Raw genomic sequence first — 15,495 nt, 5'->3', positions numbered from 1 at the left:
GTTGCACGAAGGTCCGCTCCAGTGGGCGGCGCGGCTGTCCGGGAAGCCCTCCGGCTGCTCGGAACTTCGGCGCGATGGGGTCCATGGCGCGAACGCGCCGCCTCAGGGGGGAGGTCGCTCGAAATGGCCAGCAAGGACCGGTTCGCCGGAAAGGTCGTGTGGGTCACGGGCGCGTCGTCGGGCATCGGCGAGGCGCTCGCGCTGGCCTTCGCTCAGGCTGGCGCGCGGCTGGTCCTCTCCGCGCGGCGTGAAGCCGAGCTGCGTCGGGTCGCGGCGCGGTGTGGAGCGGCGGAGGTCTTCATCGTGCCGCTCGACCTCTCGGTGTCCGACGACTTCCCCCGCCTCGTCGAGCGCGTGCTGGAGCGCTTCGGGCGAATCGACATCGTGGTTCAAAACGGCGGAATCAGTCAGCGCTCGCTCGTGGAGGACACGGCGATGGACGTGCATCGACGCATCATGGAAGTGGACTACTTCGGCACGGTCGCGCTGACGCGAGCGGTCCTGCCCACCCTGCTGAGCCAGCGAAGTGGGCACTTCGTCGTCATCACCAGCGTGATGGCGAAGGTCGGCACTCCGCTCAGGTCCTCCTACGCGGGCGCGAAGCACGCACTGCACGGATTCTTCGATTGCCTGCGGGCCGAGACCGCCGCGGACGGTGTGTCGGTGTCTCTGATCATGCCGGGCTACGTCGCGACCGACGTCAGCCGCAACGCGCTGACGGCGGAGGGGGAGCCCACGGGGAAGGACGAAGCCACGACGGCGAACGGCGCGACCCCCGCCGAGACGGCGGCCCAGATTCTCTCCGCGGTCGCGCGCAAGCGCTCGGAGGTCTACGTCGGACGGTGGGGCAAGGATCGCCTCGCGCTCACCCTGAAGCGGTTCCTCCCGGCCCTCCTGGAGCGGATGGTTCAACGCTCCTCGCGCTGAGCCACACGCTTGCTCGGGTGAAAGCCCAGGCGGACTGGCGCGGTTGACGGCGAACCTACGGATGGGTAGGTTACGGTTGGGTAGGTTGGACATGGGGATGCTCGCCATGAACAGTCAGTCGCCGGGAACACGGAAGAACGCGGATGCCTTGCGTGGGGCCAGTCGCCTCGCGGTGCAGGCCACCCAGGGGGTGATGGGGCTGGTCGAGGAGATGCACTGCACCATCGCGAGCGGGCCGTCCGTGCTGGGCAGGCCCTTGGAGCGCCCGGCGCGGCTCTTCACAGGGTGGCTCTACGGGACGCTCCAGGGCGTCACCCGGCAGGTCGGGATGGGGCTCGACGCCGTGCTGGAGCAACTCACGCCATGGCTGGGGGACAGTGCTCCGGGCCCCCAGCGGGAGGCCGTGGTCTCCGCGCTGAATGGCGTGCTGGGGGATGCGCTGGAGGAGGGGGGCAACCCGCTCGCGATTCCGATGTCATTCCGGAGCTCCGGGCGGGCGCTGGGGCTTTCGCCAGACGCTCTGCGCGAAGCCCTGCCCGGAGCTGGCGGCCGGCTGCTCGTGCTGGTCCACGGCTCCTCGATGAATGATCTGCAATGGAGCCGGTCGGGGCACGACCACGGCGCGGCGTTGGCGCGCGACCTCGGGTACACGCCCGTCTATCTCCACTACAACAGTGGCCTGCACATCTCCCGCAATGGCCAAGCGTTCTCGGAGTTGCTGGAGCAGTTGGTGGCCTCCTGGCCCGTGCCGCTCGAATCGCTGACGCTCGTGGGCCACAGCATGGGCGGGCTGGTGGCCCGGAGCGCATGCCTCGCCGCGGAGGCGGAAGGGCGTGGCTGGCGCCCCTGGTTGCGCAAGCTCGTCTGCCTCGGTACGCCGCACCAGGGGTCACCCCTCGAGCGGGGCGGGAGCTGGGTGGATGTGCTGCTCGAGGTCAGCCCCTACAGCGCGCCCTTCGCGCGCCTCGGTCGGATTCGAGGCGCTGGGGTCACGGACCTGCGCTTCGGCAACGTGCTCGATGAGCACTGGGCGGGGCGGGAGCGCTTCGGCTGGGCTGGGGATGCGCGCCGCCAACTCGCGCTGCCAGAGGGGGTGGAGTGCTACGCGGTCGCCGCGACCACCGCTCGGGTGCTGGCGGAGCGGCTTCCAGGGGACGGGCTGGTCCCGGTGGACAGCGCGCTCGGACGGCACGCCCAACCAGAGCTGACGCTGCGGTTTCCTGAAGCGAACCAGCGCATCGTCCTCGGCGCGAACCACCTTGATCTGCTCAATCACCCGGAGGTCTACGCCACGCTTCGCACGTGGCTCACCCCCTGAGCCGGGCCGCGCGCTTAGAGCGGCTGCACGTGATCCGCGATGCGGCCCGTGGCGATCAGCCCGCGCAGCTCGTCGGACATGCGCTCGCCCTCGGCCAGCACCTGCTTCCATGCGCGGATGCGGTCCGCGTCCTTCATCTTCGTGAAGTCGGCTCGGTCAGGGATGCGCCTTCCGGGCAGCCGCTCCAGGTGCGCGGGCGACGGGGTGATGATCAGCGCGCGCCGGAAGTTGAGCGGCCCCGCGCGGCGCCACTTGAGCGACTTGTCGAACCAGCCGGGCACGACGTACGGATAGAAGTGCGGATAGAGGACCAGCCCGTCCCCCGCGCCGTAGTCGACATCCAGGTGGTAGTCGACGACGCCTCCGTCCCGGTACGTGCCCGGCGGCGCTCCCGGGATGTCGTGGACGCCCGCGATGACGAGCGGGATGGAACCCGACGCGAGCAGGGCGGGGCGCAGGTTGTCGCGGGTGAGCGCGCGGTGCGCGGACGGCAGGTCCTTCAATCCCGCGAAGGGGCTGGTGTCCCCAGCGGTGTGGAAGATCACACGCTCCATCTGGAGCCCCAGGGTCTTGCGGCTCACCGCGTTCGCCAGCGCGCCGAGCACGAAGCCCGCGAGCTGCACTCCGGAGCGCTCCACCGCGAGCAGGCCCTTGCACCGGGTCGTCACCACGTGCAGGCGTGCCCACGGGTGCATCAGGATCTCCTCCGCGCCGTCCGGACCCAACAGGGACTCCAGCACGGTGGCGCTCACCTCGCTGACGAGCGAGGGCGGCGGCTTCGGTGGATAGCGCTGCTCCAGGTACGCCTCCGCGAACCGCTTCATCGCGGCCACCGGATCCTTCTGCGCCAGACACGCCAACCGCCAGCTCCCGATGGAGCTGCCGATGAGATGCAGGGGCCGCGCTCGGGGCTGCTGGAGGAGTTCGCCGAACAGCACGCGGTCGATTCCCTCCAGCCCCAGCCACTTCGGGCCGCCGGACGCGCCTGGAAGAATGTCCACGTCCTCCGCGCGCAGACCGCGCTCCCGGAGGATGCGCAGGGCGTCGGGACCCGCAAGCAGCGTCAGGCTCTGGCTCATCGCGGGCGCGGACCCTAGCAGGCCCGGGGCGGGGACCGTCCGCGAAGAACGCCTCGCGAAGGTCCCGGAGTCCGCTGTCGCTCAGCGCGGGTCGTCCTTGGGTTCTGAATCCAGCGGATGGAGCGTGACCACCTGATGGCCGTCCTCCTCCGGCTCACTGCGCGCCTCCTCCAACTCCTCCGGTGTCTGGGGCGCGCGTTCGGAAAACGCGTCGTTCTCGAGGTGACGCTGGCGTTGCTCGCTCGTCTCGCCGTACCCCTCTAGCTTCTTTCCCGTCATGGTCGTGCTCCCTCGCGGAAGGTGGACCTCAAGGGTTGATACGACGCGCGGTGGGCGCAAGCGGAGGCCTGCCCGGGCGACTGGGCGCTGTGGGAGCGGGGCTGCGGCAGAGACTCACTCCTCCAGCGTCCCCACGGAGGGCGCCACGCCGTCGCGCTCGCGCTGGGACTCCAGATAGGCGGAGAAGCCCGCCTTGGATTGGATGCGGAAGGCGGGGAGGCGGGCGAGCACGTCCTCCCGGAAGGCGTACTGCTCGCAGACCAGGCTCGCGCGCAGCGCGCCTTCCGGGCCGCCGGTGAACGGCTGCACCTCGTGCTGGAGGTCTCCCTGGAAGTGGACCAGCAGGCCCGGCCGGGGGCGCACCTCGCCCCGGAGTTGGTTGTCGCGGAGCAGCCGCAACGCCCCTCCCCGCGCGCCCTGGGGAACACGCAGGTAGAGCACGCTCACGTGCTCCGGCGTCGCGTCCGGAACGCCGCTCGGCTCCTGCAACGTCGCGTCGATGTGGCGGCCCACGGGCGTGCCCGCGTCCAGCAGCAGCAGGTTCAGGTAGAACGCGTTGGGACGAGGCCGTGGGGCGCGACCGCCGAACCAGCGCCGCGTCCATGGCTGGAGTCCCTTCGCGCTGTCGCCATCCAGGGTGCGGCGCAGGAACGCGGTCAGGAACGGGAAGCGCGCCTCCAGCGTCGCTCGGCCCTCCGCGGTGAAGATGAACGCGAAGCCCCGGCTCGCCCGGAACGTCCCCATCAGCGGACTGCGCGCGACGAAGCGGGAGCCGAGCAGGGCATCTCCCAAGGCCGCCAACTCGGCGCGGGGCAGGGCGTCGCGGTGGGTGACGTACTCGGGCACGGGCGCCACGCTAGCGCCTTCCCAGCGCGGTGGAGAGCGGTCACGCCTCCTGCCCGGGTGGGCCTCGCGCCTCACCGCGGCCCGCTTCACGCCCGCCGGGGTGGCAATCCGGGGCCATTCCGCCCGCAAGGACGGCTGCCGGCCGGAAAAGCCCCAGGTGGCATTTTCGGATGGCGCTGCAGTCGCTTAGAATCCGTTGCGACTCCCACCTCTTCTTGATTCCCGAGGCATGACGACCTTCCTCGACGCCCTGGTGGCGTTCCCCACCGCGATCTTCACCATCCTCCTCGGGGTGACGCTGGCCTATTGGCTGTGCGTGATCATCGGCGCGGTGGGCATCGACCTCCTGGATGGCGACCTGGACCTGGAGGGCGGCGCCAAGGCGGTGAGCGGCGCGTTCGAGGGTGGCGCCAAGGCGACCTCGGGGATGCTGGAGGGCGGCGCGAAGGCCGTCTCCGGCCACGGGCACTCGCACCTGCATGACGCGGAGGCCGCCACGGGCCTGCTCGCGGCGCTGGGCTTTGGCGGCATCCCCGTCACCGTGTCGGTGAGCCTGGTGGTGTTCCTGTCCTGGTCGCTGTCGCTGGTGAGCGGACAGCCCACGCACGCGGCGCTCTCCATGCTGCCCTCGTGGCTCGTCAGCACGGGCCTGGGCCTCGTCTGCGCGGCGGTGGGCCTGGTGGTGGGCGGGCTCGCGGTGCGCCCGCTGCGCCCCATCTTCATCGCCAAGCGCGCCCCGGGCCGCGACGCGCTGATGGGCCGCGTGTGCATCATCTCCAGCGGCAGCGTGACGGCGAAGGACGGTCACGCGACGTTCGACGACGGCGCCGCGGGCCTCATCCTCAACGTCTTCTGTGACAAGCCCAACCAGCTCAAGCGCGGCCAGCCGGCGTTGATCCTCGGCTACGACGCGGAGCGCGGCGTGTACGAGGTGGAGCCGGTGGACTGGCTCCTGCCCCAGGAACTGGAGCAGCTGCGCGATCCGCTCAAGGCAGCGGCCATCGCGCGCGCCCGCGCCCAGCGATGAACATTGGCGTCCTCCGGCTCCTCCGGACGGGCGCGACAATCGGCACCGGGTGGCTTTCGCGGGGGACCCCGAGTGCTTGGAACAAGGCCCGCCCAACGGACTTCACAGGATAGGCCATGGATCCCATCAGCCTTGCAGCAATCATTGGCGGCGGCATCATCATCCTCTTCGGCATCTTCGTCAGCGTGGCCAAGTTCTACCGCCAGGTGGATCAGGGCAAGGTGCTCATCGTCAACACCATGAAGACCGAGCCGACGGTGACCTTCACCGGCGCCGTGGTGCTGCCCATCGTCCACCGCGCGGAGGTGATGGACATCTCCCTGAAGACGGTGGAGATCGACCGCCGCGGCAAGGAAGGCCTCATCTGCCAGGACAACATCCGCGCGGACATCAAGGTCACCTTCTTCGTGCGCGTGAACAAGACGCGCGAGGACGTGCTCAAGGTGGCCCAGTCCATCGGCTGCGCGCGCGCGTCGGATCACCAGACGCTGGAGAACCTCTTCGAGGCCAAGTTCTCCGAGGCCCTCAAGACGGTGGGCAAGAGCTTCGACTTCGAGCAGCTCTACACCAAGCGCGATGAGATCAAGGACAAGGTGGTGGAGACCATCGGCCGCGACCTCAACGGCTACATGCTGGAGGACTGCGCCATCGACTTCCTGGAGCAGACCCCGGTGGACATGCTCGACAAGGACAACATCCTGGACGCCCAGGGCATCCGGAAGATCACCCAGCTCACCACCGAGCAGAACGTCTTCACCAACGAGCTGCGCCAGTCCGAGCGCATGGCCGTGACCAAGCGCAACGTCGAAGCCGACGAGGCCATCTTCGCCCTGGAGCGTCAGCGCGAGGAGGCGTCCGCCAAGCAGCGCCGGGAGATCGACAGCATCCAGGCGCGTGAGACGGCCGAGGCCGACCGCGTGAAGAGCGAGGAGTTCGCCAAGGCGCAGCTGGCGCGCATCAAGGCGGAGGAAGAGATCGCCATCAACGAGGAGAACAAGCAGCGCCAGGTGCAGGTGGCCCAGAAGAACCGCGAGCGCGTGGTGGGCGTGGAGTCCGAGCGCGTGGAGAAGGACCGCGCCCTGGAGGCCATCAACCGCGAGCGTGAGACGGAGCTGCAGCGCATCGCGAAGGAGAAGGCGCTGGAGTCGGAGAAGAAGGCCATCGCGGACGTGGTGCGCGCCCGCATCGCGGTGGAGAAGACCGTCGCCCAGGAAGAGGAGAACATCAAGGACCTGCGCGTGACGTCGGAGGCCAAGCGCACCAAGGAGGCGGTCATCATCAACGCCCAGGCGCACGCGGAAGAGGCCTCCGTGAAGGACATCCAGGCCGCGGACGCGAGCGCGAAGATCGCCGTGTTCCTCGCCAAGGAGAAGCTGACCCTGGCGGAGGCCGACCTGGAGGCCGCGGACAAGCAGGCCAAGGCGAAGATGCGGCTGGCCGAAGGCGTCCAGGCCGAGTCCGCCGCCGCGGGCCTGGCCAGCGTGCGCGTGCGTGAGGCGGACGCGGTCGCCACGGAGAAGCTGGGCATGGCGCAGGTGCGCGTGAAGGAGGCCGAGGCCTCCGTCATCCAGAAGCAGGGGCAGGCCCAGGCCGCCGCGGTGCGCGAGAAGCTGCTCGCCGAGGCCGCGGGCTCGGAGGAGAAGGGCCTGGCGAACGCCCGCGTGCAGGAAGCGGAAGCCGGCGCCATCCACAAGCGCGGCGAGGCGGAGGCGTTCGCCACGCGCGAGAAGCTGCTCGCCGAGGCCGCCGCCATCCAGGAGAAGCTGATGGCCGAGGCCCGGGGCCTGTCGGAGAAGGCCACCGCGATGAAGGCCCTGGACGGCGTGGGCCGCGAGCACGAGGAGTACCGCCTGCGCCTGCAGAAGGAGCGCGACGTGGAGCTGGCCGCCATCAACGTGCGCAAGGACATCGCGCAGGCCCAGGCCACCGTGCTGGCCCAGGCGTTCGGCAACGCGAAGTTCCAGATCGTCGGCGGCGACGGCAAGTTCTTCGAGAACTTCGTCAAGGCCGTGACCTTCGGCAGCTCGGTGGACGGCGCGCTGGACCACGGCGATGCGCTGAAGAAGGCGCTCGGCGGCTACCTCAACGGTGAGAAGGACCTGCCGGCGGACCTGAAGGAGATCCTCTCCAAGCCGGGCCTCACCAACGACGCGCAGAACCTGGCCGTCGCCGCGCTGCTCAACCGCATGTCCGTGAGCCCCACCGAGTCCACCGCCGCCGGGCTCAAGGCGCTGGTGCAGTCAGAGGCCGCGGCCCTCGCGCCGAAGCAGCAGGGCTGAGTCTCCGGCGCACCGCGAACCGCATTCCTTTCTTCGGTGAACATCCATGGCAACTGACAGCGGCAAGACCCCGGGCACCCAGGTGCCCGGGGGCGAGGCGACGCTGGAGGGCGGCAGCTACGAGGTCATCCGTGCGCGCCTCCTCTCCCAGGCGGACGCGCTGGCGACCCGGGCGAACGACCTCAACGGGCGGCGCAAGGCGCTGTTCGGCGGCACGGAGCTCACCGTCATCGGAAACGAGCGGGTGCGCACGGAGAACAACTGCGTCCCCCGCGACATCGTCAGCGTCGGGAAGTACCTCCTCTTCGGCTACAACGTCTTCATCGGCCTGAAGAAGGAGACGGTCGTCTCGGACGTCTTCTCGCTGCACCGCTTCGAGAAGACGGCCGAGGGCTTCGACCTGTCCGCCGTGCCCGCCACGGAGGCCGGCGGCTTCCTGGCGGACCCCCGGTTCGTGAAGGACTTCGGGGAGCTGTACAAGTACTACAAGGACGCGAAGCTCCTGCAGCTGCGGCGGCGGGACTCGCGCCTCCTGGCGGTGTTCCAGACGGGCCAGTCCGCGCGCGACCTCAAGGTCTTCCGCTTCAACGTGGACGTGGAGGGCCGCGCCACCTACGTGGACAACCAGGGGGAGCGCGACCACGTCTATCCGCCGTCGCATGACTTCGAGTGGACGGTGGCCACGCGCGAGCAGTACGTGCTGGGCCAGCACCCGCACGTCAACGTGTTGGATCAGGTCTTCGTGGAGACGGTGAAGGGCGACCTCACCGTCAAGGTGGAGAACAACACCGCCACCGGCCTGGGCATCTACAGCGAGCCGGTGGACGACCCGGACCAGTCGCTGGACGACGCGGAGTTCGCCTGGACGCAGGTGGGCGGACTCATCCTGCTGCGCATCCTCCCGTTCCGGGAGAAGGCGCACCGCTACCTCGTCTTCAACTCGCGCACCCAGCACGTGGTGCGCATCGACGCCATCGGCCAGTCCTGCGTCCGGCTGCCGGAGGACCAGGGCATCGTCTTCCCGGGCGGCTACTACCTCCAGACGGGCGACTTCAAGGTCTTCGACGGCGCGTCGGAGGGGATGGAGTTCCACCAGGCGGTGCGCTCGCCCAACGGGGAGGACGTGCTCTACGTCTTCCACCGCCGGGACGAGGGCGCGTACGTGCTCTTCCCGTACAACCTGGTGCGCAAGGAGGTTCAGACGCCGCTGCTGGCGCACGGCATGAGCCTCTTCGCGGACGGCGGGCTGGTGGTGTTCCGCGCCACGTCGCAGGAGCCCACGCGCGTGCACCCCATGCAGGTGTGGCAGACGCCGTTCGTCTCAGACGAGCACGCGGCGCAGCTGCCGCCCGCGCCGGGCTACCTGGGCAAGGTGGGCAACGCGGAGCTGGTGCGCGGCATCAGCGACGCGCTGACGCTGCCTCGCGTGGCGAAGACGGACAAGCCCACGCGCCGCACCTACGAGGACCTGGTCTCCGCGGCCACGCGGGCGCTGGACGCGTACTACTGGCTGGGCCACGCGGAGGTGTCGCTCCAGGAGCCCATCGAGCTGCTGCGCCGCACCTCCGAGCTCATCATCGATGAGTTCGAGAAGGTCCTCGCGATGCGCAAGCGCGCGGAAGAGTCCTTCGCGCAGGCCGCGCAGGCGCAGGAGACGCTGCTGCTCAACGCGCAGCCGGAGGGGCTCACCGACGCGGAGGGCTTCATGCGCGCGCTGGCGGACCTGCGCCGGCACCGCGGGCACCTCATCACGTTGAAGGACGTGCGCTACATGGACCTGGGGCGCGTGGACGCCCTGGAGCAGGCGGTGGTGGCCGCGTCCGACGCCGTGAGCACGGCGTGCGTGGACTTCCTCCAGAAGGGCGAGGCGCTTCAGCCGCTGGCCACGCGGCTGGACGGCCTGATGGAGCGCCTGGAGCCGCTGGCGACGACGGTGGAGCTGGCGCCCCTGGCGGAGGACGTGGAGCGCACCGGCCAGGGCCTGGAGGTGCTGGGCGAGGTGGTGGGCGGCCTCCAGGTGGGCGACCCGCTGGCTCGGGCGCGCATCCTGGAAGGCATCTCCGAGCTCTTCAGCCGCCTGAACCGCGTGCGCGCGGGGCTCCAGGCGAAGCGCAAGGAGCTCTCCGGCCGGGAGAAGCGCGCGGAGTTCGGCGCGCAGTTCAAGCTGCTGGGGCAGAGCATCGAGAACGCGCTGTCGCAGGCGGACTCCCCGGAGAAGTGCGACGAGGCGCTCTCCAAGCTCACCGTGCTGCTGGAGGAGCTGGAGGGCCGCTTCGGCGAGTTCGACGAGTTCCTGGGGCAGATCACCCAGAAGCGCGAGGAGCTGCTGGAGGCCTTCGGCGCGCGCAAGCAGTCGTTGGTGGACGAGCGCCAGCGCCGGGCCTCGGGCCTCTTCGGCGCGGCGGAGCGCATCCTCCAGGGCGTGCAGCGGCGGGCGAAGTCGTTCAAGGCGGACGACGAGCTCAACGCCTACTTCGCGTCCGACGCGATGATCCTCAAGCTGCGGCAGCTGGCGGAGCAGCTGCTGGCGCTCCAGGACAGCGTTCGCGCGGACGAAGTGCTGTCGCGGGTGAAGTCCGCGAAGCAGGACGCCCTGCGGGCCCTGCGCGACAGGCAGGACCTGTTCGAGGGGGGCGAGGGGCTGATCAAGCTGGGGCCCTACCGCTTCCACGTCAACACCCAGCCGCTGGAGCTGACGCTGGTGCCGCGCGACGGCGCGCTGTTCCTCCAGCTCACCGGCTCCGACTACACGCAGCGGCTGGAGGACCCGGAGCTGCTCAAGTACCGGGACCTCTGGGAGCAACACCTGGCCTCCGAGACGCGCGACGTCTACCGCGCGGAGTACCTGGCCGCCGGGCTGTTGATGGACGCCGAGGAGGGCAAGGGCGGCCTGTCGCTCACGGCGCTCTACGAGGCCGGGGCGCAGGGACAGCTGCTGGAGCGCGTGCGCGCGTACGCGGCGGACCGCTTCGACGAGGGCTACGAGCGCGGCGTGCACGACGCGGACGCGGCGGCGCTCCTGGAGAAGCTGCTCGCGCTGCATCAGGGCGCGGGCCTGCTGCGCTTCGCCCCGGTGCCGCGCGCCTGGGCCGCGCTCTACTGGGCGTTCGACTCCGACGACGTGCTCCGGGGCGTGTTCCACCGGCGCGCGCGCAGCCTCGCGAGGCTGCGGCAGGCGTTCGACATCGGCTCGGACCTGGTGGCGCTGGGGGATGAGCTGGGCGAGCGCGTGCTCGCGTTCCTCCAGGACCACGGCCTCCAGGCGTCGCCCGCGGAGGGCCGGCAGGCGGGCCGCTACCTCGTGGAGGAGCTGGCGGTGGACCGCCCGCGCTTCACCACCAGCCGCGAGGCCCTGGCGCTGAAGGACGCCTTCCTCGCGCACCTGGAGCGGCACGGCTCACGCGGCGCGTTCGACGACGACCTGCGGGGGCTGGAGAAGAACCTGCCGGAGCGCCTGCGCATCGCCCGGGCGTGGGTGGAGGCGTTCCTGGCCCGCCGCGAGGGCGGACCGGGGGAGGCGGCCCACGTCGCGCTGGAGACGGCGGTGGTGCTCCTCACGGAGCGCAAGCTGGACCGGGAGGCGGCGGGGGCCCTGACCTCCATGGAGGCCACCGGCCTGCTGGGCAGCCACCCGCGCGTCCAGGACCGGAAGCTGTCGCTGCGGCTGGATGAGTTCCTCGCGCGGCTGGGCGAGTTCCGCCAGGTGCGCGTGCCCGCGTACGCGGCCTACCGCGCGTACCTGCGCGACCTGCTGGACAAGGAGCGGCGCAAGCTGCGGCTGGAGGAGTTGACGCCCAAGGTGCTCACGAGCTTCGTGCGCAACCGCCTCATCGACGAGGTGTACCTGCCGCTCATCGGCGCGAACCTGGCCAAGCAGCTGGGCGCGGCGGGCGAGGGCAAGCGCACGGACCGCATGGGCATGCTGCTGCTCATGTCTCCGCCGGGCTACGGCAAGACGACCCTGATGGAGTACGTGGCCAGCCGCCTGGGCCTCACCTTCGTGAAGGTGAACGGGCCCGCGCTGGGCCACGCCGTGAAGTCGCTGGACCCGTCGGAGGCGCCCAACGCCACCGCGCGGCAGGAGGTGGAGCGCATCAACCTGTCCTTCGAGATGGGCAACAACGTGATGCTCTATCTCGACGACATCCAGCACACGGACCCGGAGCTGCTCCAGAAGTTCATCTCCCTGTGCGACGGCCAGCGCCGCGTGGAGGGCGTCTGGAATGGCCAGACGCGCACGTATGATCTGCGCGGCAAGAAGTTCTGCGTGGTGATGGCCGGCAATCCCTACACGGAGACGGGCGAGCGCTTCCGCATCCCGGACATGCTCGCCAACCGCGCGGACACGTACAACCTGGGCGACATCCTGGACGGCAAGGAGGAGCTGTTCGCGCTCAGCTACCTGGAGAACTCGCTCACCTCCAACCCGGTGCTGGCGCCGCTGGCCACGCGCGACCCGCAGGACGTGCACCGCCTCATCCGGATGGCGAAGGGCGAAGAGGTGCCGGCGGGCGAGCTGAAGCACGGCTACGCGGCGGCGGAGCTGCAGGAGATCGTCGCCGTCTTCCAGCGCCTGTTCCGCGTGCAGCAGGTGCTGCTCAAGGTGAACCTCCAGTACATCGCGTCCGCCGCGCAGGACGAGCGCTTCCGCAGCGAGCCCGCATTCAAGTTGCAGGGCAGCTACCGCAACATGAACAAGATGGCGGAGAAGGTCGTCTCCGCGATGACGGACGACGAGCTCGAGCGCCGCATCGACGACCACTACCAGGGCGAATCCCAGACGCTCACCACCGCCGCGGAGCAGAACCTGCTCAAGCTGGCGGAGATGCGCGGGCGCCTGACCCCGGAGAAGGCGAAGCGCTGGGAGGAGATCAAGCAGGGCTTCGCCCGCGTGAAGCGCATGGGGGGCAAGGAGGACGACCCCGTGGCCCGCGTCACCGGCCAGCTGGGCGCCATCGAGGAGCAGCTCGGCTCCGTGCGCGACGCGGTGGTGCAGGCCGCCGCCCAGGTGGGAGCCTCCAGCGAGGAGCCGCCGGTGGCCCCGCACCTGGAGGCGCTGCGCGAGGCGGTGCTGGAGGTCGCCCGCGTGGGCCGCGCGGCCGCCTCGAAGCCGCCTCCGCTGCCGGTGTCCATCCCCGCCGCGCCGCCCCCGGCCCCGGACCTGGCCCCGTACCTCAAGCACCTGGCCCAGCTGCTCAAGGCCCTCACGGAGCGGGTGGCCGCGCAGGCCGAGGCCCCCACGCTGGTCAACGCCCCCATGCCCGCGCCCGACCTCGGGCCGTACATGGCGCAGCTCTCCAAGGCCCTCACGGCCCTGGCGGACCGGCCCGTGTCGGTGGCCCTGCCGTCACCCGCGGAGTCGCTCCAGCGCGCGGCGAGCGGTCCGTCTCCGGCGGAGCTCAGCCGGCAGATCGAGCTGGTGGAGGGCGCGCTGCTCCCCTTGGAGCGCGCTGCCCGCCGCAACGTCCAGGGCGAAGGGGAGGGCATCAAGGCCCTCCAGGTCTGGCAGGGCGTGACCGAGGCGCTGGAGCTGCTGCGCGGCATGCTGCGGCGCTAGCAGGGTCAGGGGATTCCGAGGGTGGCCGCGCACCCATCGATGCAGGATGCAACGGTTTGGGAGAAGGGTTTTCACGTCTGGCATTTGCCTTTATAGGGGCGGCGCGGTCCAACCCCTGGAGGGCAATGCCATGCATCTCATCAAGTCCGTTGTTTCCCTTGTCGCGGTGGTCGCGGTCACGGCGTGTGGTGGAGTGGAGCAGCAGGGCGGGCTCGGCACGCAGGAGGCGGCGTTGGTGTCGGGGACGTCTCAGGGCTGCCTGTTCAAGGTGTCCTCCGCGGCGAGGCCCGGACCGGTCCCTCCCATCTTCGACGTGACGGTCACCCGCTACGCGAGCAGCACCTGCGCCTGGGGGGCGGGCAGCGTGCTGGTGGGGAACTCCAGTGCCCGGGAGCCGACCGTGTCCCTGGCGGCGAATGAGCTGGGAGTGGCGGTGGCGTACACCTATGGGAAGTACGCCGGCTCCGTGTCCCTCAAGCATCTCTCGCCGGACACCCTGGCCGTCGTCCGGACTGAGGGCCTGGCCCCCACCAGCCCCCAGGGCTACATCCTCTCCGGAAACCTGGCCATTGCGTCGGACGGGACGACGCTGACCGTCTCTGGAACCAAGAACTGGCCCATCATCGGGGAGACGGGCTCTGGCGATAACTACGTCGCCACCTACCCGGACTTCTTCACCAGCACCACGGCCCCGTCCATCGTCGCGTTCTAGTGTCGCGACGGTCCGGCCGCCGTGGGGTGGCTTCGTATTCCCTCCGGCAGCCGGGCTCCGATGTTGTGTGTGATTTCTTTCGGCGTCTGGCGTTTGCCTTTATGGAGTGCGGCGCGGTTCCCCCAACCCCGGAGTCAATGTCATGCATGTCTTCAAGTCCGTTGTTTCCCTTTGCGCGGTTGTCGGTCTCACGGCGTGCGGCGGCATGGAGGAGCAGGAGGGTGGCCTCGCCACGCAGGAGTCGGCGCTGGCGACCTCCCAGGGCTGCACCTTCTCGGTGTCGTCCTCGGCGCGGCCTGGAACCACTCCCCCCATCTACGATGTGAAGGTCACGCGCGCCGCGAGCGACACCTGCGCCTGGGGCGCCGACAGCGTCGTGGTCGGCTCCTCCACGGCGACCGTCCCCACGCTCTCCCTGGTGGCCAACGACCTGGGCGTGGCCGTGAGCTACACGTCGAAGTCGAGCGTCAGCGGCAGCGCGCCCCAGACCCTGGGTCTCGTGCACCTGGCTCCGGACACGCTGGACACCGTGCGCAGCGCGGGCCTGGCGGTCTACCTGGGCCGGGGCTCCATCTACTCGGGCAGCCTGTCCATCGCGTCGGACGGGACCACGCTGAGCGTCTCCGGCACCAAGAACGGCACCATCTACGGGCAGACGGGCACCGGTAACACCTACGTGGCCACCTACCCGGACTTCTTCACCAGCACCACGGCCCCGTCCATCATGACGTTCTAGCGCCGCGACGGACGGGGCGGGTGGGGCGCGCCTACTTCTGGGGCGCGAACTGCTCCGCCCCGTCCACCGTCTTGTTGTCCAGCACCTTCTCCAGGGAGTCGGTGAGCTGCTGGCCGTCGCTGGCGGTGACGCGCAGCTGGAAGCGGCCCTCGCCCACGCCGTCCGTGGTGACGAAGTAGTTGTAGCTCTCGCGCTTCAGCGCCCTCCAGTCGCCCTCGCGCTTCCACTCCAGCTTCTGGATGGGCAGCCGGTGGTTGCGCACCTGGATGGCCGTCCAATAGGGATTGCTGCCGTCCTTGAAGTGGTACTGCACCGGACCGGACACGTCGCAGGACACCGGCGTCCAGGTGATGTCCACCCGGCCGTCCTTCACCTCCGCCACCTTCGCGAAGGCCTCGCGGGACAGGTCCAGGTGGCCCCGGTCGCAGTCCGGGCACTGGTCCACGATGCGCACGCGCACGCTGCCCTTGGGCCCGACGATGTCCACGCACTCGCCGCAGACGGCGCTGTTGTCGTACTGCTCCCGGTTCATCGCGGCCACCATCAGGTCGCCGCCCGGTTCGAAGCCGCAGTTGCCGCCCCCAGTGGCGCCGTAATAGGTCGCAATCCCTTTCTGCTCGGAGCCCAGCGACACGCCTCCTCCGGAAGCGGAGTCACCGCAGCCTCCGGCGGCGAGCAAGGCCAGGGTCAAAAACACCGGGGAACTCCACGAAGCGGGTCGGTTCATACCGCGCA

Annotated in this window: 11 protein-coding genes; 7 read left to right on the top strand and 4 right to left on the bottom strand. The window is 70.0% G+C overall.

Annotation, left to right across the window (positions count from 1 at the left end):
* Positions 1-123: 123 nt before the first annotated feature.
* Positions 124-927 carry an SDR family oxidoreductase gene (locus tag FOF48_RS10775; RefSeq protein WP_143900630.1) on the top strand — a complete coding sequence of 268 codons (804 nt, stop codon included), beginning with the start codon at positions 124-126 and terminating at the stop codon, positions 925-927.
* A gap of 106 nt (positions 928-1,033) precedes the next feature.
* Positions 1,034-2,245 (top strand): alpha/beta hydrolase, encoded by a 1,212-nt coding sequence (locus FOF48_RS10770; protein WP_143900627.1) that lies wholly within the window; start codon positions 1,034-1,036, stop codon positions 2,243-2,245.
* 14 nt (positions 2,246-2,259) lie between these two features.
* Here FOF48_RS10770 and FOF48_RS10765 read toward each other — a convergent pair whose 3' ends face one another.
* From FOF48_RS10765 to FOF48_RS10755, 3 genes are all read right to left on the bottom strand, one after another.
* Positions 2,260-3,324, bottom strand: coding sequence for a patatin-like phospholipase family protein (locus FOF48_RS10765; protein ID WP_143900625.1), 1,065 nt, complete (start codon positions 3,322-3,324; stop codon positions 2,260-2,262).
* A gap of 81 nt (positions 3,325-3,405) precedes the next feature.
* On the bottom strand, positions 3,406-3,603 hold the full coding sequence (locus FOF48_RS10760) for a hypothetical protein (RefSeq protein ID WP_143900623.1): 198 nt from the start codon (positions 3,601-3,603) through the stop codon (positions 3,406-3,408).
* 114 nt (positions 3,604-3,717) lie between these two features.
* A complete protein-coding gene (locus tag FOF48_RS10755) occupies positions 3,718-4,449 on the bottom strand; it encodes a 2OG-Fe(II) oxygenase (protein ID WP_143902079.1) in 732 nt (243 codons plus the stop codon).
* Between the two features lie 229 nt (positions 4,450-4,678).
* Between FOF48_RS10755 and FOF48_RS10750 the strand changes: the two genes are divergently transcribed.
* The 5 genes from FOF48_RS10750 to FOF48_RS10730 all read left to right on the top strand — a co-directional run bounded on the left by FOF48_RS10750 (position 4,679) and on the right by FOF48_RS10730 (position 14,760).
* Complete coding sequence (locus FOF48_RS10750; RefSeq protein WP_143900621.1) at positions 4,679-5,476, top strand: hypothetical protein; 798 nt, start codon at positions 4,679-4,681, stop codon at positions 5,474-5,476.
* Positions 5,477-5,592: 116 nt separating this feature from the next.
* Positions 5,593-7,755 carry a hypothetical protein gene (locus tag FOF48_RS10745; RefSeq protein ID WP_143900619.1) on the top strand — a complete coding sequence of 721 codons (2,163 nt, stop codon included), beginning with the start codon at positions 5,593-5,595 and terminating at the stop codon, positions 7,753-7,755.
* A gap of 46 nt (positions 7,756-7,801) precedes the next feature.
* Positions 7,802-13,312 carry a DNA repair ATPase gene (locus FOF48_RS10740; protein WP_143900617.1) on the top strand — a complete coding sequence of 1,837 codons (5,511 nt, stop codon included), beginning with the start codon at positions 7,802-7,804 and terminating at the stop codon, positions 13,310-13,312.
* 130 nt (positions 13,313-13,442) lie between these two features.
* A complete protein-coding gene (locus tag FOF48_RS10735; protein WP_143900615.1) occupies positions 13,443-14,024 on the top strand; it encodes a hypothetical protein in 582 nt (193 codons plus the stop codon).
* A 142-nt stretch (positions 14,025-14,166) separates the two neighbouring features.
* A complete protein-coding gene (locus FOF48_RS10730; protein WP_143900613.1) occupies positions 14,167-14,760 on the top strand; it encodes a hypothetical protein in 594 nt (197 codons plus the stop codon).
* Positions 14,761-14,791: 31 nt separating this feature from the next.
* On the opposite strand, the gene FOF48_RS10725 is transcribed toward FOF48_RS10730, so the two are convergent.
* Positions 14,792-15,487 carry an expansin EXLX1 family cellulose-binding protein gene (locus FOF48_RS10725; RefSeq protein WP_186001861.1) on the bottom strand — a complete coding sequence of 232 codons (696 nt, stop codon included), beginning with the start codon at positions 15,485-15,487 and terminating at the stop codon, positions 14,792-14,794.
* Positions 15,488-15,495 lie beyond the last annotated feature (8 nt).

The organism is Corallococcus sp. Z5C101001, assembly GCF_007352635.1.
GTDB classification, from domain to species: Bacteria; Myxococcota; Myxococcia; order Myxococcales; family Myxococcaceae; genus Corallococcus; species Corallococcus silvisoli.
The sequence above is the reverse complement of the archived record's forward strand: the minus strand, read 5'-3'. Positions and strand labels throughout refer to the sequence as shown.